This window comes from Nocardioides sp. NPDC092400 (assembly GCF_040684155.1).
Taxonomy (GTDB): domain Bacteria; phylum Actinomycetota; class Actinomycetes; order Propionibacteriales; family Nocardioidaceae; genus Nocardioides.
In genome coordinates this window covers 818018-836869 of the sequence record NZ_JBFBFJ010000002.1, presented here as the reverse complement: position 1 = coordinate 836869, position 18852 = coordinate 818018, and the positions used below count along the sequence as shown (strand labels likewise).

Annotated in this window: 23 protein-coding genes; 7 read left to right on the top strand and 16 right to left on the bottom strand. The window is 74.5% G+C overall.

All coding sequences use genetic code 11. The features are described 5' to 3' along the window. Positions 1 to 90 precede the first annotated feature (90 nt). From AB0N29_RS11515 to miaA, 8 genes are all read right to left on the bottom strand, one after another. A complete protein-coding gene (locus tag AB0N29_RS11515) occupies positions 91 to 867 on the bottom strand; it encodes an SDR family NAD(P)-dependent oxidoreductase (protein ID WP_302269708.1) in 777 nt (258 codons plus the stop codon). A 28-nt stretch (positions 868 to 895) separates the two neighbouring features. Further along, positions 896 to 1777, bottom strand: a complete 882-nt coding sequence (gene dapF, locus AB0N29_RS11510; protein WP_364866760.1) for a diaminopimelate epimerase — start codon at positions 1775 to 1777, stop codon at positions 896 to 898. Next, positions 1770 to 2432 (bottom strand): pyridoxamine 5'-phosphate oxidase family protein, encoded by a 663-nt coding sequence (locus AB0N29_RS11505; RefSeq protein ID WP_364866757.1) that lies wholly within the window; start codon positions 2430 to 2432, stop codon positions 1770 to 1772. The genes dapF and AB0N29_RS11505 overlap by 8 nt, the downstream gene beginning before the upstream one ends. Before the next feature lie 72 nt (positions 2433 to 2504). Further along, complete coding sequence (gene ggt / locus AB0N29_RS11500; RefSeq protein WP_364866755.1) at positions 2505 to 4322, bottom strand: gamma-glutamyltransferase; 1818 nt, start codon at positions 4320 to 4322, stop codon at positions 2505 to 2507. Positions 4323 to 4412: 90 nt separating this feature from the next. Beyond that, positions 4413 to 4976 carry a dihydrofolate reductase family protein gene (locus AB0N29_RS11495; RefSeq protein ID WP_364866753.1) on the bottom strand — a complete coding sequence of 188 codons (564 nt, stop codon included), beginning with the start codon at positions 4974 to 4976 and terminating at the stop codon, positions 4413 to 4415. Further along, on the bottom strand, positions 4973 to 5908 hold the full coding sequence (locus AB0N29_RS11490; protein ID WP_364866750.1) for a helix-turn-helix transcriptional regulator: 936 nt from the start codon (positions 5906 to 5908) through the stop codon (positions 4973 to 4975). Before AB0N29_RS11490 ends, AB0N29_RS11495 begins: the two co-directional genes overlap by 4 nt. A 69-nt stretch (positions 5909 to 5977) precedes the next feature. Next, the gene (locus tag AB0N29_RS11485) at positions 5978 to 7000 is read right to left on the bottom strand and encodes a serine hydrolase domain-containing protein (RefSeq protein WP_364866748.1); all 1023 of its coding nucleotides are present in this window, start codon (positions 6998 to 7000) and stop codon (positions 5978 to 5980) included. Further along, positions 6997 to 7932 (bottom strand): tRNA (adenosine(37)-N6)-dimethylallyltransferase MiaA, encoded by a 936-nt coding sequence (gene miaA, locus AB0N29_RS11480; RefSeq protein ID WP_364866746.1) that lies wholly within the window; start codon positions 7930 to 7932, stop codon positions 6997 to 6999. The genes AB0N29_RS11485 and miaA overlap by 4 nt, the downstream gene beginning before the upstream one ends. 46 nt (positions 7933 to 7978) lie before the next feature. On the opposite strand from miaA, the gene AB0N29_RS11475 reads away from it, so the two are divergent. The 6 genes from AB0N29_RS11475 to AB0N29_RS11450 are packed head-to-tail and all read left to right on the top strand — an operon-like array spanning position 7979 to position 9657. Further along, positions 7979 to 8146 (top strand): hypothetical protein, encoded by a 168-nt coding sequence (locus AB0N29_RS11475; protein ID WP_364866744.1) that lies wholly within the window; start codon positions 7979 to 7981, stop codon positions 8144 to 8146. Between the two features lie 13 nt (positions 8147 to 8159). Further along, complete coding sequence (locus AB0N29_RS11470; RefSeq protein WP_364866742.1) at positions 8160 to 8318, top strand: hypothetical protein; 159 nt, start codon at positions 8160 to 8162, stop codon at positions 8316 to 8318. Then, on the top strand, positions 8315 to 8500 hold the full coding sequence (locus AB0N29_RS11465; protein WP_364866740.1) for a hypothetical protein: 186 nt from the start codon (positions 8315 to 8317) through the stop codon (positions 8498 to 8500). The genes AB0N29_RS11470 and AB0N29_RS11465 overlap by 4 nt, the downstream gene beginning before the upstream one ends. Beyond that, a complete protein-coding gene (locus tag AB0N29_RS11460; protein ID WP_364866738.1) occupies positions 8484 to 9017 on the top strand; it encodes an NUDIX domain-containing protein in 534 nt (177 codons plus the stop codon). Before AB0N29_RS11465 ends, AB0N29_RS11460 begins: the two co-directional genes overlap by 17 nt. Beyond that, positions 9017 to 9325: a hypothetical protein gene (locus AB0N29_RS11455; protein ID WP_302269696.1), complete on the top strand. Its 309-nt coding sequence runs from the start codon at positions 9017 to 9019 to the stop codon at positions 9323 to 9325. The genes AB0N29_RS11460 and AB0N29_RS11455 overlap by 1 nt, the downstream gene beginning before the upstream one ends. Next, a complete protein-coding gene (locus AB0N29_RS11450; protein WP_302269695.1) occupies positions 9322 to 9657 on the top strand; it encodes a hypothetical protein in 336 nt (111 codons plus the stop codon). The genes AB0N29_RS11455 and AB0N29_RS11450 overlap by 4 nt, the downstream gene beginning before the upstream one ends. A gap of 24 nt (positions 9658 to 9681) precedes the next feature. Here AB0N29_RS11450 and miaB read toward each other — a convergent pair whose 3' ends face one another. The 4 genes from miaB to AB0N29_RS11430 all read right to left on the bottom strand — a co-directional run bounded on the left by miaB (position 9682) and on the right by AB0N29_RS11430 (position 12995). Beyond that, entirely contained in the window at positions 9682 to 11163 is a 1482-nt protein-coding gene (miaB, locus tag AB0N29_RS11445) for a tRNA (N6-isopentenyl adenosine(37)-C2)-methylthiotransferase MiaB (RefSeq protein ID WP_364866735.1), read from the bottom strand. Between the two features lie 49 nt (positions 11164 to 11212). After that, positions 11213 to 11701: a hotdog fold domain-containing protein gene (locus AB0N29_RS11440; protein WP_302269693.1), complete on the bottom strand. Its 489-nt coding sequence runs from the start codon at positions 11699 to 11701 to the stop codon at positions 11213 to 11215. 41 nt (positions 11702 to 11742) lie between these two features. Then, complete coding sequence (locus AB0N29_RS11435; protein WP_302271573.1) at positions 11743 to 11985, bottom strand: metal-sensitive transcriptional regulator; 243 nt, start codon at positions 11983 to 11985, stop codon at positions 11743 to 11745. A 236-nt stretch (positions 11986 to 12221) separates the two neighbouring features. Next, positions 12222 to 12995, bottom strand: a complete 774-nt coding sequence (locus AB0N29_RS11430; protein WP_364866732.1) for a trans-aconitate 2-methyltransferase — start codon at positions 12993 to 12995, stop codon at positions 12222 to 12224. Positions 12996 to 13058: 63 nt separating this feature from the next. Between AB0N29_RS11430 and AB0N29_RS11425 the strand changes: the two genes are divergently transcribed. Further along, positions 13059 to 13544 carry a MarR family transcriptional regulator gene (locus tag AB0N29_RS11425; protein ID WP_364866730.1) on the top strand — a complete coding sequence of 162 codons (486 nt, stop codon included), beginning with the start codon at positions 13059 to 13061 and terminating at the stop codon, positions 13542 to 13544. A 329-nt stretch (positions 13545 to 13873) separates the two neighbouring features. On the opposite strand, the gene AB0N29_RS11420 is transcribed toward AB0N29_RS11425, so the two are convergent. From AB0N29_RS11420 to AB0N29_RS11405, 4 genes are read right to left on the bottom strand one after another with little or no spacing between them, the layout of a single operon-like run. Beyond that, entirely contained in the window at positions 13874 to 15709 is a 1836-nt protein-coding gene (locus AB0N29_RS11420) for an ABC-F family ATP-binding cassette domain-containing protein (protein WP_364866727.1), read from the bottom strand. A gap of 5 nt (positions 15710 to 15714) precedes the next feature. After that, on the bottom strand, positions 15715 to 16620 hold the full coding sequence (locus AB0N29_RS11415; protein ID WP_302269689.1) for a 4-(cytidine 5'-diphospho)-2-C-methyl-D-erythritol kinase: 906 nt from the start codon (positions 16618 to 16620) through the stop codon (positions 15715 to 15717). Beyond that, positions 16617 to 17495, bottom strand: coding sequence for a 16S rRNA (adenine(1518)-N(6)/adenine(1519)-N(6))-dimethyltransferase RsmA (gene rsmA, locus AB0N29_RS11410; RefSeq protein WP_364866724.1), 879 nt, complete (start codon positions 17493 to 17495; stop codon positions 16617 to 16619). Before rsmA ends, AB0N29_RS11415 begins: the two co-directional genes overlap by 4 nt. Before the next feature lie 10 nt (positions 17496 to 17505). Beyond that, positions 17506 to 18669, bottom strand: coding sequence for a transglycosylase family protein (locus AB0N29_RS11405; protein WP_364866722.1), 1164 nt, complete (start codon positions 18667 to 18669; stop codon positions 17506 to 17508). Between the last annotated feature and the right edge of the window lie 183 nt (positions 18670 to 18852).

Sequence of the window (18852 nt, the reverse complement as noted above, 5' to 3'; positions counted from 1 at the left end):
CGCCCGGTACCCGATCGCCCGCGATGACGACCGCCTCGTGATGCCAGGCGCGCGCCGGGGCGCTCGCTGGGCATCACGAGGCGGAGGGGGTCACTTGGGAGGCATCCGGATGCCGCCGTCGACACGGATCGTCTCGGCGTTCATGTAGGAGTTGGTCAGGCACTCCATCACCATCGAGGCCAGCTCGTCGGGGGTGCCGAGGCGCTTGGGGAACAGCACGCTCTCGCCCAGCTTGGCCTTGAACGCCTCCGCGCCCTCGCCCTCGCCGTAGATCGGGGTCTCGATGAGCCCGGGGGCGACGGTGTTGAGGCGGATCGCGGCGGCGGAGAGGTCGCGGGCGACCGGGAGGGTCATCCCGACGACGCCGCCCTTGGAGGCGGAGTACGACGCCTGGCCGATCTGCCCGTCGAACGCGGCGACCGAGGCCAGGTTGACGATCGCGCCGCGCTCGCCGGTCTCGGTCGGGTCCTGGGTGCTCATGACGGTCGCGGCCTGGCGGACCATGTCGAAGGTGCCGACCAGGTTGATCGCGACGACCTTCTTGAAGGCGTCGAGGTCATGGGCGGACTCCAGCGTGCCGTCGCGGCCGATGGTGCGCGAGGCCCAGCCGATCCCTGCGGAGTTGACGACCGCACGCAGCGGCGCGATCTCGGCGGCGGCGCGCACGGCGCCGGCGATCTGCTCGCTGTCGGTCACGTCGACCTGGGCGAAGACACCGCCGATCTCCGAGGCGAGGGCCTCCCCCTTGTCGGCCTGGAGGTCGGCGACGACCACGACGGCCCCGCGGGCGGCGAGCTGGCGGGCGCAGGCAGCGCCGATGCCCGACGCTCCGCCCGTGACGATGGCACTGGCTCCGTTGAGTTCCATGCAGCGGACTGTAGTGGCCCGCCACCCCTCACAGGGCGGTGGATCCGCTCGCCACGACGACCGCCGGACCGCTCATCAGCACCCGGTCGTCGGCGGTCCAGCTGATCTCCAGCGTCCCGCCCGGCAGGTCCACGCGGTACGTCGCGTCCACACCGGAGCGGCCGTCGGCCAGCGCCGTCGCGACCGCCACCGCGCACGCGCCGGTGCCGCAGGACCGGGTCTCCCCCGACCCCCGCTCGTGCACGCGCATCGCGACGTGGCCGGCCCCGCGGCGCTCGACGAACTCCACGTTCACCCCGTGCGGGTAGACCTGCACGTCGTACGCCGGCTCCTCCAGCAGCGGGCCGACCGGGCCGTGCGCGTCCAGCGGCTGGCCCTCGGCGAGGAACGCCACCGCGTGCGGGTTGCCCATGTCGACGTGGGTCGCCGCCCACCGGGTCGACCCGACCGCGACCTCGGTGGCGCCGAGCAGCCGGGGCCGGCCCATGTCGACGGTGATCCGGTCCCCGTCGACCTCGATCACCTTGACGCCGGCGCGGGTGCCGACCGGGATCGGCCGGCCGGGCTCGACGAGCCCCTCCTCGAGCAGGTGCCGGGCGAAGACCCGCACGCCGTTGCCGCACATCTCCGAGAGCGACCCGTCGCTGTTGCGGTAGTCCATGAACCACTCGGCCTCGGCGGGGTCCACGTGCTCGCGCGCCGCGGCGTACGCCGCCGTCCGGACCACCCGCAGGACGCCGTCGCCGCCGATGCCGGCGCGCCGGTCGCAGAGCCGCGCGACCCGCGCCGGGTCGAGGTCGCCGTGGAGGGTGCCGTCGTGGTCGGGCAGCAGGACGAAGTCGTTCTGGGTGCCGTGCCCCTTGAGGAACGGGTACGCCGAGCCCTCGGCGGGGCGCTCCTGCTCACTCATAGAGGCTCTTCCCGTAGTTCTCCGGCTTGTAGTAGTCGTCGAGCTGCGCGACGTCCATCCCGTTCGCCTCGACCTCCTTGGCGATGAGGGCGCGCCGCGGCACCCTCGCCTCCGGGTCCCAGGTCTCCGGCTGCCACAGCTGGCTGCGCAGGAACGCCTTCGCGCAGTGGAAGAAGAGGTCCTCGATGTCGACCACGACCGCCAGCAGCGGTCGGTGCCCCTTGACCACGAGCTGGTCGAACCACGGCGCGTCGCTCACCAGGCGCGCCCGACCGTTGACCCGCAGCGTGTCGCCGCGGCCGGGGATGAGGAAGTTCAGCCCGACGTGGGGGTTGGCCAGGATGTTGCGGTAGCCGTCGGCCCGCCGGTTCCCGGGCCGCTCGGCCAGCGCGATCGTCGTGTCGTCGAGGACGTGGACCAGCTGGCCGGCCGGGTCGCCCTTGGGCGAGGCATCGCAGCGGCCGTCGGCGTCGCTGGTGGCCATCACGCAGAACGGCGAGGCCGCGAGCCAGTCGCGGTCCACCGGGAGCAGCGCCGGCCGGGACTTGTCCCGGGCCCGCTGGTTCGGCTCACCCAGCAGGGCCACGAGCTCCTCGACGGTGGTGATCTCGGTGGTGATCTCGCTGGTGATCTCGGTGGTCGCGGGTCCGGGCACGCCTCCACGGTAGTGCCCGACACCGTGCGGCTCACCCGGGTTCCGCCGGACCGGGGCCGGCCCGGTCCCGGTTCAGTCCCGGCGCCGGACCACCCCGGCGGAGCCGCCGCCGCGCCGGGTGGGCTCGGCCACCGCGGTGAGCAGCCCGCCCGGTCCGATCTCGATGGCGGCCGCCGCGCCGATCTCGGCGGCGCTGGTCAGCGCGTCACCGGCCGGGGTCAGCTCGTGGCCGTAGGCCTCGAGCAGGGGCCCGTAGGCCTCGATGAACGCCGGCTCGGCGGTGACCGTGGCGGTGTTGCGCTGGGAGGCCCGCGGCGCGGCCATCGCCTCGGCGATGCTGCGCCCGCGGTCGAAGCGCTCGACGAGCAGCTGCAGCACCGTGGTGATGATGGTGGAACCGCCCGGTGACCCGACCGCCAGCACCGGCTTCCCGTCGCGCAGCACGATCGTCGGCGACATCGAGCTGCGCGGCCGCTTGCCCGGCTGGATCCGGTTGGGGTCGGCCGGGTCGTACTCCGCGGTGAAGTCGGTCAGCTCGTTGTTGAGCAGGAACCCGCGGCCCGGCACGACGATGCCGGAGCCGCCGGTCTGCTCGATGGTCAGGGTGTACGACACGACGTCGCCCCAGCGGTCGACGACGGTCAGGTGGGTGGTCTCGACGTTCTCGGTGTCGGGGACCTGGACGGGCTCGGCACTCCCGCCGGTCGCGCACTCGCCGTCGTAGTCGTCCACGTCCCCCGGCTCGACCGGCTTGGTCGACGCGCTGTCCTCGTCGACGGTGCAGGCGCGCTCGGCGGCGAAGGTCGGCGAGAGCAGGTCGCGCAGCGGCACGTCGACGTACCGCGGGTCCCCGACGTAGGCGGCCCGGTCGGCGAAGGCCCGGGCGCTCGCCTCGAGGTAGAGGTGCAGCGCCTGCACGTCGTCCATCGCGGCGAGGTCGTAGCGCTCGAGGATCTCCAGCGCCTCACCGACCGTCGAGCCGCCGCTGGAGGAGGGCCGCATGCCGTAGACGTCGAGGCCGCGGTAGCTCGTGCGCGTGGCCTGCTGGTTGCGGACCTCGTAGTCGCGCAGGTCGCGCCGGGTCAGGAAGCCCCGGGGCACCGGCAGGTCCGTGCTCGCGGTGACCGGGGGCCTGCGGACCGCCCGCACGACCTCCTTGCCGATCGTGCCGCGGTAGAACGGCGCCAGCCCGTCGGCGGCGATCCTGTCGTAGGTGCGGGCGAGGTCGGGGTTGCGGAACCGGGTGCCGACCACCGGGAGCCGGCCGCCGCGCAGGAAGAGCTGCTTGGTCGAGGTGAACGCGCGGAACCGCTCGCGGTTGTCCTCGGTCTGCTGGCGGAAGGTCTGGTCGACCACGAACCCGCGCCGCGCCAGCGCCGCGGGCCGCCCGAGCACCTGCCGCAGCGAGCGGCTGCCCCAGCGGTCGAGCGCCCGCTTCCACGTGGCGAGCGTGCCGGGGGTGCCCACGCTGACCCCGCTCGTGACGAGCTCGGGGGTGAAGGGGTAGGTCTCGCCGGTCGCGGGGTCGACGAAGGCGTCGTCCGGGATGCTGCGCGGCGCCGTCTCCCGCCCGTCGATCGTGGCCACCCGGCCGGTCGAGGCGTCGTAGTGGACGAAGTAGCCGCCTCCGCCGATGCCGGCGCTGTAGGGCTCGGTGACGCCGAGCGCTGCGGCGGTCGCGACGGCGGCGTCGACGGCGTTGCCGCCCGCGCGCAGCACCGCCAGGCCCACCCTCGTCGCCTCGGGGTCCACCGAGCTCACGGCACCGCCCGTGCCGACCGCCGTCGGCACCTTGGGCGGCACCGGCTCCGCGGCCGCGGGCGTCGCCGGCAGGGCGACGAGCGCGGGCGAGAGCAGGGCCAGGACGGGGACGACGGCGAGACGGCGCATGGTTTCCTCCCGAGAGCTCCGCGACGAGGCGGTCCGTTCACTGTGGACCCGACCGCCGACAGTTGTCGAGGTGCCCGCTGCGGGCAGGTCTCAGGCGTCCGTCCCCGCACTGGCCGCGAGCGGCCCCACCACGTCGTACGTCGCGCACAGGAACGCGCCGTTGCGGCCGTGGGAGGTGAGCCGCAGGTCCAGGCGCCGCGGGAGGAGCGGTCGCCCGGCGCCGAGCACCACCGGGGCGATCGAGACGAGCACCTCGTCCAGCAGCCCCGCGTCGGCGAGCTGCCCGGCCAGGTCTCCCCCACCGACCACCCACACGTCCCGTCCGGCGGCCGCCTCCACCATCGCGGCGTGGACCGCGCGGACGTCGCCCGAGGCGATCGTGACGTTCTCCGCCGCCGGCGGCAGGTCGCGGTGCGTCATCACCCAGGTCGGCTGCTCGTAGGCCCACGGGTCGCCGGTGCGCGCACCGTGGTCGAGCACCCACTGGTACGTCGTCGCCCCCATGAGCAGGGCCCCGATCCCGCCGATGAACTCGTCGTGGTCGAGCATGCCGCCCTCGTCGAGCGGCTGGCTCAGCAGCCAGTCCAGCGAGTCGTGCTCGTCGGCCAGGAAGCCGTCGAGCGTGGTGGCGGTGTAGTAGACGGTCCTCGTCATCGGGTGCTCCTCCGGGTGCGGTTCCAGGTGATCGGGTCGCCGTCGGCGACCTCGACGCCGAGCACCCGCAGCACCAGCCGCGCGAGCTGGCGCCGGTGTGCGGCGTACGTCAGCACGTGGGCGACGACCTCGCCCAGCACGAAGCTCTCCGGCGGCTCGCAGAGCGCGTCGACCAGCCGGTCGTCCCAGGCGCCGCGCCGGTCGACGTCGCGCACGAGGGACAGCCAGCGCGGCGCGACCGCGTCGTGCCGCTCGAGCAGGCGGGTGACGTCGCCGTCGCCGCGGACCGGGGTGTCCAGCCCCTCGATCGAGGCCAGCCACACCTCCTTGCCGAACACCTGGCTCTCCAGCACCGCCGCGAGCGAGGCCTCCTCGCCGTCCCACTCCAGGACCCGGGCGCCGGGGAGCACCTCGCGGTGCAGCTGCTCGGCGGTCAGCCCCTTGGCGACCTCGAGCAGGGACCGGGTGTCGTCCAGGTCGTGCTCGACGAGGTGCCCGGTGACCGCGTCGCCGGCCCGGCCGCCCGGGGACCCGCCGGCATCGACCCACAGCGAGGTCGGCGGGTGGAAGTGGATGCCGTTCGGCGCCGGCAGCCAGTGGTCGCGCGGCCCGCCCGCGACCACGGCCGACGGCGGCTCGCCGTACGCCCGGGTGAAGGCGCGGCTGAACCCGTCGACGCTCTCGTAGCCGGCGGCGAACGCCGCGTCCGTCACGCTGGCCCCGCGCCGCAGCTGCCAGGCCGCACGCTCCAGCTCGACCCGCCTCCGCATGGCGACCGGCGGCTCGCCGGCGTCGCGGCTCAGCTGCCGGGAGAAGTGGTACGGCGAGGCGTACGCGCCGCCGGCCATGTCGGCCAGCGTCCGGTTGTCCTCGTCCAGCACGGCGTCCAGCAGCTCGCGCAGCCGGTCGCGCCCCGGCACCCGTCGGTCCATGCCGACCAGTCTGGCCGCGCCGCCCCGTCCTGCGCCCGACCGTTCTTGCGCTGGTGCGGGAACGTCGCCTCACAGCTCCGGCCGGGCCGCCGCCCCGCCCGCTGCCGCCACCGCGGCCCGCAGCAGCAGGATCCCGAACCCGGTGAGCCCGCGGGCACGCGCCGACAGCACGACGACCGACACCCCGAGGTCGGGCCTGGAGCCGGCGAACGAGCGGTACCCGCCGGTGCCGCCGTCGTGGAACAGCATCCCGTCGGGGCCGACCAGCCAGCCGAGGGCGACCTTCGCGGGGCCGACCCGGCCCGCCGGGTGCCGCGGGGTGCGCGCGTCGGCGGCGGCCGCGGCGAGCGGGCCGTCGTACGCCGTGTCGAAGGCGGCGACGTAGCGCTGCAGGTCCGCGGCGGTCGACACGACACCTCCGGCTCCGGCGAGCAGCGCGAGGTCCCAGCGGCCCGCGGGCCGCCCTCGCCACCCGTGGCCGGGCGCGAGCCGGTGGGCCTGCTCCGCGGGCAGCTCGACGCCGGTGTCCGCCAGGCCGAGCGGCCCGGTCACCCGGTCGGCCAGGAGCGTGGCGTAGTCGGTGCCGGCCGCCCGGGCGAGCGCCCAGCCGAGGAGCCCGCCGCCGAGGTTGGAGTAGCCGAACCGGCGGCCGGGCTCGACCTTCGGCCGGGTGGCGAGCACCGCGGCGGACAGCGCCGCCTCGTCGTAGCGCGCGTAGGGGTCGTGCCGCTCGCTCGTGACCGCCGGCCACAGCGACCCGTGCGGCAGCCGCGGCAGCCCCGAGTGGTGGGTGGCGAGGTCGAGCAGCGTGATCGGCCGGCCCACGACCGGCGGGGCCACGGGCAGGTGGTCGGCGACCGGGTCGTCGAGGCCGACGAGCCCGTCGCGGGCCAGCTCGGCGAGCAGCAGGGCGGTCATGGTCTTGGTGACCGAGCCGATCTCGAGGATCGAGGCGGCGCCGTCGGGCAGCTCGCCGCGGGCGTGGTACGCCGTGCCCTCGGGCGTGCGGACGGCGACGACGACGCCGGTGCCGTCGTCGGTGCGGCGGGCGAGGAGCTCGTCGACGGTCGGGGTCGGGCGGGTGCGTCTCATGCGACCACCCTCTCCACCGCCGCCAATGCCTGCTCCACCCGGTCGGGGTCGTCGTGGCGGACCCAGACGACGCGGGGGTCCTTGCGGAACCACGCGTCCTGCCGGCGGGCGAAGCGCCGGGTGGCGACGACGGTCCGCTCGCGGGCCTCGTCGAGCGACAGCCCACCGGCGAGGTGGGCCACCACCTCGACGTACCCGATCGCGCGGCCGGCGGTGCGGCCCTCGGCCAGCCCCTCCTCGAGCAGCCGGGCGACCTCGTCGACGAGGCCGGCCGCGAACATCGCGTCGACGCGCTGCTCGATCCGGGCGTCGAGGGTCGGTCGGTCGATGTCGACGCCGACCTGGACGGTGTGCGGGTCGACGTACTCCAGCCGCGGCAGGGAGGCGCTGAACGGCCGGCCGGTGATCTCCACGACCTCGAGCGCCCGGACGGTGCGGCGGCCGTTCTCGACCAGGATCCGTGCGGCCGCCTCGGGGTCGACCACGGCGAGCCGCGCGTGCAGCGCGGCCGGGCCGACCTCGGCGAGCTCCGCCTCGAGCCGCGCGCGGACCGCCTCGTCGGTGCCGGGGAAGTCGAAGCGGTCGACCACCGCGCGGGTGTACAGCGCCGACCCGCCCACCAGCACCGGCGTGCGGCCGACGGCGCGGAGCTCGGCGATCGTCGCCCGCGCCCAGCCCTGGAACTCCGCGACCGACGCCGGCTCCCGCACCGACAACCGGTCCAGGAGGTGGTGCGGGATGCCCCGGCGCTCGGCCGGCGGGAGCTTCGCGGTGCCGACGTCCATGCCGCGGTAGAGCTGCATGGCGTCGGTGTTGACGACCTCGCCGCCTAGCCGCTCGGCGAGGTCCAGCGACAGCGCGGTCTTGCCGCTCGCGGTGGCGCCGACGACCGCCACGACCGGGACGGCGGCCGGGATTGAGGTCGACCGCATGTGGCTAGTGTGACAAGGAACCGCAGCCGAGCGACTGGAGGGCACCATGACCGCGCCGATCCCCGAGGAGCGCAACGAGCCCGTGCTCGACACCGACCAGGACCCGCCCGGCGAGCACGGGAGCGAGCTCCCCGACGGGCAGGACCCGTCCGCCGCCGAGGAGGCCGTCCGCGAGGAGAACGCCGAGACGTCGTTCCCCGAGCCGAGCCAGTGAAGGAGACCGACGCATGAGCGAGACCAGCCCCGAGCAGGCCGTCAACGAGGCCGACGAGTACACACCCGCCGAGCCGGAGTCCCCCGACACCGGCACCGTCTACGAGGCGGCGACTGGCGAGCCCGAGCTGACCCCGAACGACGAGACCCCCGACGAGGAGGAGCTGGCATGAGCGACCACGGCACCAGCGACCCCGAGACCCCCGCCCCTCCGGGCACCCCGCTGCGCGAGGACGAGCCGGCCGCACCGACCGGCGCGTCGCGCGAGCCGCGCGGGGAGGTCGACGAGTCCCACCTCGAGGAGCCGGTCGCCGGCTCCGAGGCCGACCACCGCCACGGTGACCGCCCTGAGTGACGCCGGCGCGGGGGCGACGCACGGACGCTTCGTCGTCGTCCCCGCGGCGTACGTCTTCCTGCTGCGCACCGACGACGCCGGGCGGACCGAGGTGCTGCTGCAGCTGCGCCGCGGCACCGGCTACATGGACGACCACTGGGCCGCCGCGGCCGCCGGCCACGTCGAGCGCGGCGAGACGGCGTACGACGCGGCGCGGCGCGAGGCCGAGGAGGAGCTCGGCATCCACGGGCTCGACCTGGAGCTGGTCACCGCCATGCAGCGCACCGGCGGCGGCGAGCCGATCGACGAGCGGATCGACTTCTTCCTGACCGCCCGTCGGTGGACCGGGGAGCCGCGGATCGTCGAGCCGGACAAGGCCGCCGATCTCCGCTGGTGGCCGCTCGACGCCCTGCCCGACCCGGTCGTGCCCCACGAGGCGGCCGTGTTGGCGAGCATCCGGTCGGGTACCAGCACGGCGTACTCGACCTTCGGCTTCGACGAGCCGAGCAGCCCGAGCCACCCGAGCCAGGAGGACTGATGTCCGAGGAGACCCGCACCGACACCGGGACGGGAGAGCTCGCGGCGATGCCCGAGCCGCAGATCGAGCCCGGCGAGCCGAACCCGGGCGGCGCCGACGCGATCGACGACCCGGTCGCCGAGGCCGACGAGCGCACCATCCCGGACCTCACGCCCGACGAGAACCCGGCCATCGACGACAGCACCCCCGACTCGCTCCAGGAGCAGATGTCGGGGTCCGAGGACACCTCGACCGAGGCGACCGAGGCCAGCCCCGACGAGGCCGGCGCCCAGGACGAGGGCGCCGCCGAGCAGGGGAAGGCGGAGTGAGCGAGCGGTCCGGCGACCTGCCGGGCGAGCCCCCGGTCGACCCGGACCTGGCCGAGCCGCTGCGCGCGTCGCAGCCGGGTGCCACCGGCCCCGACGCGGCCGCGGGCGGGATGGGCGTCAGCTCCGAGCGGGTCGGCCACGCCGGCCCCGGGCAGCGGAGCACCGACGGCGTCCGCGACAGCTCGGTCACCGAGGCGGGCGCCGACGCGCCTCCCGAGCAGTCCGCCGGCGGGCCGGAGGACAACCCCGACACCGTGCTGCCGAAGGCGGGCTACCCGAGCAAGGACCCGCGGTCCGCGGAGCACCCGTTCCAGGCCAAGCCCGACATCTGAGCCCCGCGTCCCGGACGGGCGCGGTCAGCCGCAGGCCGGCGCTGCGGGCAGCGGCGCGGGCGCGCCGACCGCCGGCATGCCCAGCGAGACCCCGGTGGGCGCCGCCGGTGCCGCGGTCCGGGCCTCCCAGGCGTCGCCGGAGCGGGTACGCCGGACCGCGAGCACGCGGTCGGCGACCAGGTGGTGCGGCGCGGCGTAGGTGACCTCGGCGGTCACCATGTCGCCGGGACGGACGGGCGCGCCGTGCTCGGGACCCGGGGCGGCGAAGTGGACCAGCCGGTTGTCCGGCGCACGTCCGGAGAGCCGCAGCGTGGCGGCGTCCTTGCGTCCCTCGCCCTCGGCGACCATCAGCTCGACGGTGCGGCCGACGATCGCCTTGTTCTCCTCCCAGGCGATCTCGTTGACCAGGTCGACCAGGCGGCCGTAGCGGTCCTTGACCACCTCGGGCGGGACCTGGTCCTCGAGGACGGCGGCCGGGGTGCCGGGGCGCTTGGAGTACTGGAACGTGAACGCGCTGGCGAACCGCGACTCGCGCACCACCCGCATCGTCTCGAGGAAGTCCTCCTCGGTCTCGCCGGGGAAGCCCACGATGATGTCGGTGGTGATCGCGGCGTGCGGGATCGCGGCGCGGACCCGGTCGATGATGCCGAGGAACTTCGTGGACCGGTAGGAGCGGCGCATGGCGCGCAGCACCCGGTCCGAGCCGGACTGCAGGGGCATGTGCAGGCTCGGCATGACGTTCGGCGTCTCGGCCATCGCCTCGATGACGTCGTCGGTGAACTCCGCCGGGTGCGGGCTGGTGAAGCGCACCCGCTCGAGGCCCTCGATGTCGCCGCAGGCGCGCAGCAGCTTGGAGAACGCCTGCCGGTCGCCGAACTCCACGCCGTAGGCGTTGACGTTCTGGCCCAGCAGCGTCACCTCGGTGACGCCCTCGGCGACCAGCGCGCGGACCTCGGCGAGGATGTCGCCGGGGCGACGGTCCTTCTCCTTGCCGCGCAGCGCCGGGACGATGCAGAACGTGCAGGTGTTGTTGCACCCCACCGAGACCGAGACCCACGCGGCGTACGCCGACTCGCGCTTGGTCGGCAGCGTGCTCGGGAAGACGTCGAGGCTCTCGAGGATCTCGACCTGCGCCTCCTCCTGGACCCGCGCCCGCTCCAGCAGCACCGGCAGCGAGCCGATGTTGTGGGTGCCGAAGACGACGTCGACCCAGGGGGCGCGCTCGGTGATGGTCGTGCGGTCCTTCTGGGCCAGGCAGCCGCCCACGGCGATCTGCATGCCCGGCCGGGCGGCCTTGACCGGCGCCAGGTGGCCGAGGTTGCCGTAGAGCTTGTTGTCGGCGTTCTCCCGGACCGCGCAGGTGTTGAAGACGACGACGTCGGCCTGCTCGCCCGCGGGCGCGGCGGCGTACCCGGCCCCCTCGAGCAGCCCGGTGAGCCGCTCGGAGTCGTGGACGTTCATCTGGCACCCGTAGGTGCGGACCTCGTACGTGCGTGCGCTGCTCATGACCGATCCAGGGTACGGCGGCCCGGCGGGCGCCGTGGAATCGTCCGGGTCAGCGCTTCTTCGGGGTCACCCAGAGCCGGATGACGCCCTCGACCACGACGGTGCCGTCGTCGCGCACGCCGCGGACGCGGACGGGGAGGTCGGCGCCCTCGTCGGGCAGGCCGGTCCACTGCTCGGGGTCGGTCTCCGCGGTGCAGGTGATGTCGCTGGTGGCCTTGGCGGTGTAGCTGACCTCCATCCCCTTGGGGATCCACCGCTTGTCGGCAGGCACGGTCGCCTCGGCCATCGCGCCCATCGCCGCCTCGAGCCCGTTGCACAGCGCGATCGCGTGGACGGTGCCGAGGTGGTTGTGCACCCTGCGCCGCTTGGGGATCACCAGCTCGGCGCGGTGCGGCCCGATCTCGGTGAACCGCGGCCGGATCGTCGCGAAGTACGGCGCCTGCTGGGAGAACAGCAGCGAGAACGCCCGCGCGCCCACCCGCGGCCCCACCACCGGCAGGCTCGTCGTCGTCTGCCACATGCTCAGGACCCGGCTCATGCGGCACACGTTACCCGACGGTAACCACGGGCGGGCGGGGCTCAGGCGAGGGAGAGGAAGAACTTCTCCAGCTTGGCCAGCTCGGGCTCGCCGACGACGGCACCGTCGACGACGCTCTGGCGCAGCTCGGCGGCGATGAGCGCGAACCCGGCGCGGTCGAGGGCGCGGGAGACGGCCTTGAGCTGGTGGACCACTGCCTCGAGGTCCCGGCCATCCTCGATCATCCGCAGCACGCCGCCGAGCTGGCCCTGGGCCCGCTTCACCCGGTTGACCACGGCCGACATGTCGACCTCCTGGACCGGGACCGCAGGCGCGGCAGGGACGGCGGGGGCGGGCTCGCGCATCTCGGTCGGCGCTTGCTGGGTGGTGTCCGGACGGTCGGCGAGGTCGGTCACGGGGGTGTCCTTCGACAGGGAGGCAGGTCGTCCGGGGCCGAGTCCCCGCACCGGCACGTTCGGGGGCCGTGCCGGTAGCCCTGACAACGCCCCATGTCGCGCCGGGTTACGCCGTGCGGTGCGCCTCAGGCGCGGGGCTTCCGGGCGACGACGAAGACGCGCCGGAACGGCAGCACCACGCCCGCAGCCCGCTCGGGGTACGCCGTCCGCAACCGGGCCCGGAACTCCTCCTCGAAGACCGGCCTCAGGTCCTCGGGCAGCGCCTGCAGCGTCGGTCGGGCGCCCGTGCCGGACACCCAGGTGAACACGGGGTCGGGCCCGGTGAGCACGTGCAGGTACGTCGTCTCCCAGGCGTCGACCTCGCAGCCGAGCCCGCTGAGCACGTCGAGGTACGTCGCGGGGTCGTGGCTGGCGGGCACGGCGACGTCGCGCAGGTGCTCGGCGTACGGCGCCCGGGCCGCGAGGTCTCGGCGGATCGTGTGGCTGGGCTCCTCGAAGTTGCCCGGCACCTGGAACGCGAGCCAGCCGTCCGCGGCGACGTGGTCGAGCAGCCGTGGCAGGAGGTGGAGGTGGTCGGGGAGCCACTGCAGCGTGGCGTTCGAGACCAGCACGTCGACCGGGGTGGCCGGCGACCAGTCGCGCAGGTCGGCGACGTCGTACCGCACGCCGTCCTCGCGCTCCCGCGCCCGGCGCACCATCTCCGGGCTGGAGTCGACGCCGGTCACCTCGGCGTCCGGCCACCGCTCGCGCAGCAGGCCGGTGAGGTTGCCCGGACCGCAGCCGAGGTCGGCGACGGTCCGCGGGCCGGCGGCGCCGACGCGGGCGAGGAGGTCGACGAACGGCCGCCCCCGCTCGTCGGCGAAGGTGAGGTACCGGTCGGGGTCCCAGGTGTGTGCCATCCCGCCATGCTGCGCCGCACATATCTTGATGTCAAGATTCTCGACCTCCGTTAGAGTGCGGACATGTGGGACGAGGTCGACGAGCTGGTCGAGGCGTGGGCGCGCGAGCGCCCCGACCTCGACTTCGACGGCGTCGCGGTCTTCAGCCGGATCTCCCGGCTCGCCCGCCACCTCGACCTCGCGCGCCGGCAGGCGTTCACCGAGCACGGCATCGAGTCCTGGGAGTTCGACGTCCTCGCGGCGCTGCGCCGGGCCGGCGCGCCGTACGAGCTCTCCCCCGGCCGGCTCCTGCGGGAGACGCTCGTGACCAGCGGGACGATGACCAACCGGGTCGACCGGCTGGCCGCCCGCGGGTTCGTGGAGCGCTACCCCGACCCCGACGACCGGCGCGGCGTCATCGTGCGCCTCACCGCCGAGGGCAAGAACGCCGTCGACGGCGGGTTCACCGCCCTGCTGCGCGCCGAGCACGGCCTGCTCGCTGACCTGCCCCCGGCCGACCGCCAGCAGCTCGCGGACCTGCTGCGCCGGCTGCTCGCGCCCTTCGCCTGACCCTGCCGGGGTCTCCAGCGACCGTACGGTCGCTCCACACGCGGTACTGCGTTTGTGCAGTGACCAGCGGACGCTGCCGGCTTGTAACGCGCTGTTCGTGCATCTACCGCGCCGTTGGACCGGCGCGGCAGACATGCCAACGGCGCGGTAGTCGTCGAACGGCGCGCCAGGACGTCGAACGGCGCGTTGCATGTCGCAACGGCGCGGTAGACGAACCGCGGCGGAATGCTCGGTCAGGCCGCCAGTCGGCGGCGGACTGTGCGCGGCCGGTACGGCTCGAGGTCGACCAGGTGGTCACCGGACATCTCGCAGGTGGGGCCCCAGCCGGGCTACTCCAGCGCCTCGGCCGCCTCGAGCCACTCCAGCTCGAGCTGCTCCTTCTCGTCGGCCAGCTCCTGCAGCTCCGCGCTGAGCCGCGCGAGCTCGGTGTAGTCCTGGGCGTGCTCGAGCACCCGGGCGTTGAGCCCGGCCTCGAGCTCGGCGATCCGCGCCAGCCGCTTGTCGATCCGGTTGATCGTCTTGCGGGCGGCGCGCTCCTCGGCGCCGCCGACCTTGGCCTTCGCCGGCTCCGCGGCGACCACCCCGCCGGACGCCCCGGAAGCCCCGGCCGCCCCGGAAGCCCCGGACGCCACCGGGTCCGGCCCGGTCGGCACCTCGACGCCCTGAAGGTGGAGGGACGCGGCGCGGCGCTCGAGGTACTCGTCGACCCCACGCGGCAGCATCGAGACCTGGCCGTCGCCGAGGAGCGCCCAGACGGAGTCGGTGACCCGCTCGAGGAAGTACCGGTCGTGGCTGACCACGACGAGCGTGCCGGGCCAGCCGTCGAGGAAGTCCTCGAGGACGTTGAGGGTCTCGATGTCCAGGTCGTTGGTCGGCTCGTCGAGCAGCAGGACGTTGGGCTCGGTGAGCAGCAGGCGCAGCAGCTGGAAGCGGCGCCGCTCGCCGCCGGAGAGGTCGCCGATGCGGGCGGTCAGCCGGTCGCCGGTGAAGCCGAACCGCTCCAGCAGCGAGGTCGCCGTCAGCTCCTGGCCCTCCAGGGTCTTGGTGACCCGCCGGATGGACTCCACCGTGGGCAGCACGCGCCCGCTCGGGTCGAGGTCGTCGAGCTGCTGGGTCAGGTGCTGCAGCGCGACGGTGCGGCCCTGCTTGACCCGGCCGACGCTCGGCGCGAGCTCGCCGGAGAGCAGCGCGAGGACCGAGGTCTTGCCGGCGCCGTTGACCCCGACCAGGCCGATCCGGTCGCCCGGCCCGATCCGCCAGGTGGCGTGCGAGAGCAGCGTCCTCTCGCCGCGGACGAGGTCGACGTCCTCTACGTCGATGACGTCCTTGCCCAGCCGCTGGGTGGCGAAGCGCTGCAGCTCGAGCCGGTCCCGCGGGGGCGGCACGTCCTCGATCAGCTGGTTGGCGGCGTCGATGCGGAACTTGGGCTTGGAGGTCCGGGCCGGCGGGCCCCGCCGCAGCCAGGCCAGCTCCTTGCGGACCAGGTTCTGCCGGCGGATCTCCGAGGCCGCCATCTGCCGCTGGCGCTCGGCCTTGGCCAGCACGAAGGCGGCGTACCCGCCCTCGTAGGCGTCGACCTGGCCGTCGTGGACCTCCCAGGTCCACTGGCAGACCGCGTCCAGGAACCACCGGTCGTGGGTGACGACCACGAGCGCGGACGGGCGGCCGGCGAGGTGCTGGGCGAGCCAGGCGACCGCCTCGACGTCGAGGTGGTTGGTGGGCTCGTCGAGCACGACGAGGTCGTGGTCGCCGAGCAGGAGCGCGGCCAGCGAGCACCGGCGGCGCTCGCCGCCAGAGAGCCCGACCACCGCGCGGTCCAGCGACACCCCGGCGAGCAGCACCTCGACGATCTCGCGGGTCCGGCCGTCGGCGGCCCACTCGTGGTCGTCGAGGCCGCCCAGCACCGCCTCGCGGACGGTGTGGGTGTCGTCGAGCTCGTCGCCCTGGTGGAGGTAGCCGACCAGCAGGCCGCGCTGGCGCGAGACCCGGCCGGTGTCGGGCTCCTCGATGCCGGTCATCACCTCGAGCAGCGTGGTCTTGCCGTCGCCGTTGCGGCCGACGATGCCGATCCGGTCGCCGGCCCCGACGCCGAGGGAGACGTCGGTGAGCAGCGGGCGCACGCCGTAGGACTTCGAGACGCGCTCGAGGTTGAGGAGGTTGCTCATGAGGGTTACGCGTACTCCACCAGGTGGGCGCCGGCCACCGGTCCGTTGGCGACCAGGACCAGCGGGTGGTCCTGCTCGAGGGAGGCGGCCACCGACCGGGCGTGGTCGGCGGACTCGCAGAGGAACACGCACGTCGGGCCGGACCCCGACACGAGCCCACGGAGGGCACCCACGCCCTGGCCGCGGTCGATGAGCTCGCCGAGGTCGGGTCGCAGGTCGATCGCGGGCAGCTGCAGGTCGTTGTGGAGGACGTCGGCGAGCCGGTGCGGGTCGCAGGACGCCACGGCGGCGAGCAGCGCGTCGGCGCCGCACGGCTCGGGCGCCGCGTCGGGGAACATCTCGTCGAAGTGGCGGTAGACCGCCGGCGTGGAGAGCCCCTCGTCGGAGGGGACGACGACCCACCACCAGGTGCCGTGGTCGGCGACCGGCTCGACGACCTCGCCCCGCCCGGTGCCGACGGCGGTCCCGCCGACGAGGGCGAACGGCACGTCGCTGCCCAGCTGGGCGGCGATGGCGAGCAGGTCCTCGTCGGAGGTCCGGACGTCCCAGACCCGGTCCAGGGCGACCAGGGCGGCCGCGGCGTCGGCCGACCCGCCCGCCATGCCGCCGGCCACCGGGATCGCCTTGGTCACCGACACCAGGCCGGTGAGCGGGATGCCGTGGTGCGCGGCGAGCAGGGTGGCGGCACGGTCGACGATGTTGGCGCCGTCGGCGGGCAGGTCCGCGGCGCTGACCCAGTCGGGCACCGCCATCGAGACGCCCCACCCGTCGGCCGGCGTCGCGGTGACGTCGTCGCAGAGGCCGACCGCGTGGTAGACGGTCGTCAGCGGGTGGAACCCGTCGGGGCGCGGCGCGCCGACCCCCAGGTGGAGGTTGATCTTCGCGGGGGCGCGCACGGTCACCGCGCTCATGCCGCCGTCCCCGCCCCGGCCAGGCCCTCGGCGATCCGCGCGAAGTCCTCCACCCGCAGCGACTCCCCGCGGGCCAGCGGGTCCACGCCGGCGTGGGTCAGTGCGGCGTCGACGGCCTCGGCGGAGCCGGCCAGCCCGCGCAGCACGCCGCGCAGGGCCTTGCGGCGCTGCGCGAACGCCGCGTCGACGACCGCGAAGACCTGCTCGCGGGTGGCGGTGGTGGCCGGGGGCTCGCGCCGGCTCCAGGCGACCAGCCCGGAGTCGACGTTCGGGGCGGGCCAGAAGACGTTGCGGCCGATCGCGCCGGCGCGGCGGACGTCGGCGTACCACGCGGCCTTGACCGACGGGACGCCGTACACCTTGGAGCCGGGGGCGGCCGCGAGCCGGTCCGCGACCTCCGCCTGCACCATGACCAGGCCGCGCTCGAGGGAGGGCAGCAGCTGGAGCAGGTGCAGCAGGACCGGCACCGAGACGTTGTACGGCAGGTTCGCGACGAGCGCCGTCGGCGGCGGCCCGGGCACGTCGGTCACGCGCATCGCGTCGGCCAGGACCACCTCGAACCGGTCGGCCTGGGCGGGCGCGTGCTCGCGGATGGTGGCGGGCAGCGCGCCGGCGAGCCGCTCGTCGACCTCGACCGCGACGACCCGGCCGGCGACCTCGAGCAGGGCCAGGGTGAGCGAGCCGAGGCCCGGCCCGACCTCGATGACGACGTCCTCGGCGGTGACGCCGGACTCGCGGACGATCCTGCGCACGGTGTTGGCGTCGATGACGAAGTTCTGGCCGCGCTGCTTGGTCGGGCGGAGGTCGAGCGCCGCGGCGAGCGAACGCACTTCCGCCGGCCCGAGGAGCCTCGGACCGGCGGAGGTGTCAGACATGGGCCTCAGGTTACTGAGGCAGCCCGAGGGACTGTGAGCAGTGGGGCCAGGAGCCGTACCCACCGGTCGCAGCACGGACCTTCTCGGCGATCGCGATCTGCGTCTCGCGGCTCTGCTGGTGCGGGTAGCCGGGGCCGCCGTACGCCTGCCACGTCGACAGCGAGAACTGCAGGCCGCCGTAGTAGCCGTTGCCGGTGTTGATGGCCCAGTTGCCGCCGGACTCGCACTTGGCCAGGGCGTCCCAGACGGTGCCGCCGGAGGCGTAGTTCGGCGCGGTGACGGCCTCGGGCTCCGGCTCGGGCTCCTTGGTGCCGACCTTGACGATCGCGTCGACCGGGGCGCGGGTGACCTCGGCGCGCTTGACGACGCGGCCGACGAGCTTCCCGTTGCGGTAGGTCAGGCGGTACGTCACGTCGCGCACGCCGGCGCGGCCGGCCCGGACCGTGCTGGTCTCGCCCTCGGTCATCGTGCCGTCCTCGCGCCGGGTGGTGGTGAAGTCGATCGACTCCGCCCGCACGCGCTTGGTCTCGACCCGCACGTCGGTGAAGACGATCCGGTCGCCGTCGGCGACCTCGGCGTCGAGCGCCGGCTTGGTCTCGTCGCGCTTGCCGAGGTCCACGCCGAGCTGGTCGAGCGCCTCGGAGACGGTGAGCGCGGTGACGGTGCGCTTCTTCCAGTCCTTCGCGCCCAGCTTGACCTTGAGCGTCTTGGGGGTGACCACCTCGAGGGCCAGGCCCTCGCGGTCGATCGACCCGCCACGGCTGGCCGACAGGTCGGCGCCGTCGAAGCTGCGGCCGATCTGGCCGAGGGCACCGGACACCTCGGTGGCGGTGACCCAGTGGGTGGAGGTGTCGCCGTCGACGGTCAGCTCGACCGGCCGGGCGAAGCGGACCGAGATCTCCATCCCGTCGCTGACCTCCTCGTCGAGGCTGGGCGCGACCTCGTCGCGCTCGCCGACCTCGACGCCCTGGTCCTCCAAGACGTCGCCGACGGTCGCTGCCATCGAGCTGACGTCCGAGGACTCACCGTCGAGGCTGAGGGTCACGGACTTGCTGAGGGCCGAGTAGCCCAGGGTGGTCCCGGCGACTGCCAGGGCGACGACGGCGGCCAGGGCCACCATCACGGGGCGGCTGCGGCTGGACCGGGCCACCCAGTGTGCGATCTTGCTGCGCACGATTCTCCGAACGTCGTACTCCCCGGGTCTCGGGTTGCCGTGCGTCCCGCGCGAGCGCCTTCCAGCGGCTCGCGACAGGCCCGAGTCGACTGCGTCCGAGGGCTTCCCCACCCATGGTCGTCCGCGCCTCGCGCACTGGCGTGATCGTCCCGATCCCGGCCATCAGTGCTCCAGCACAACAGG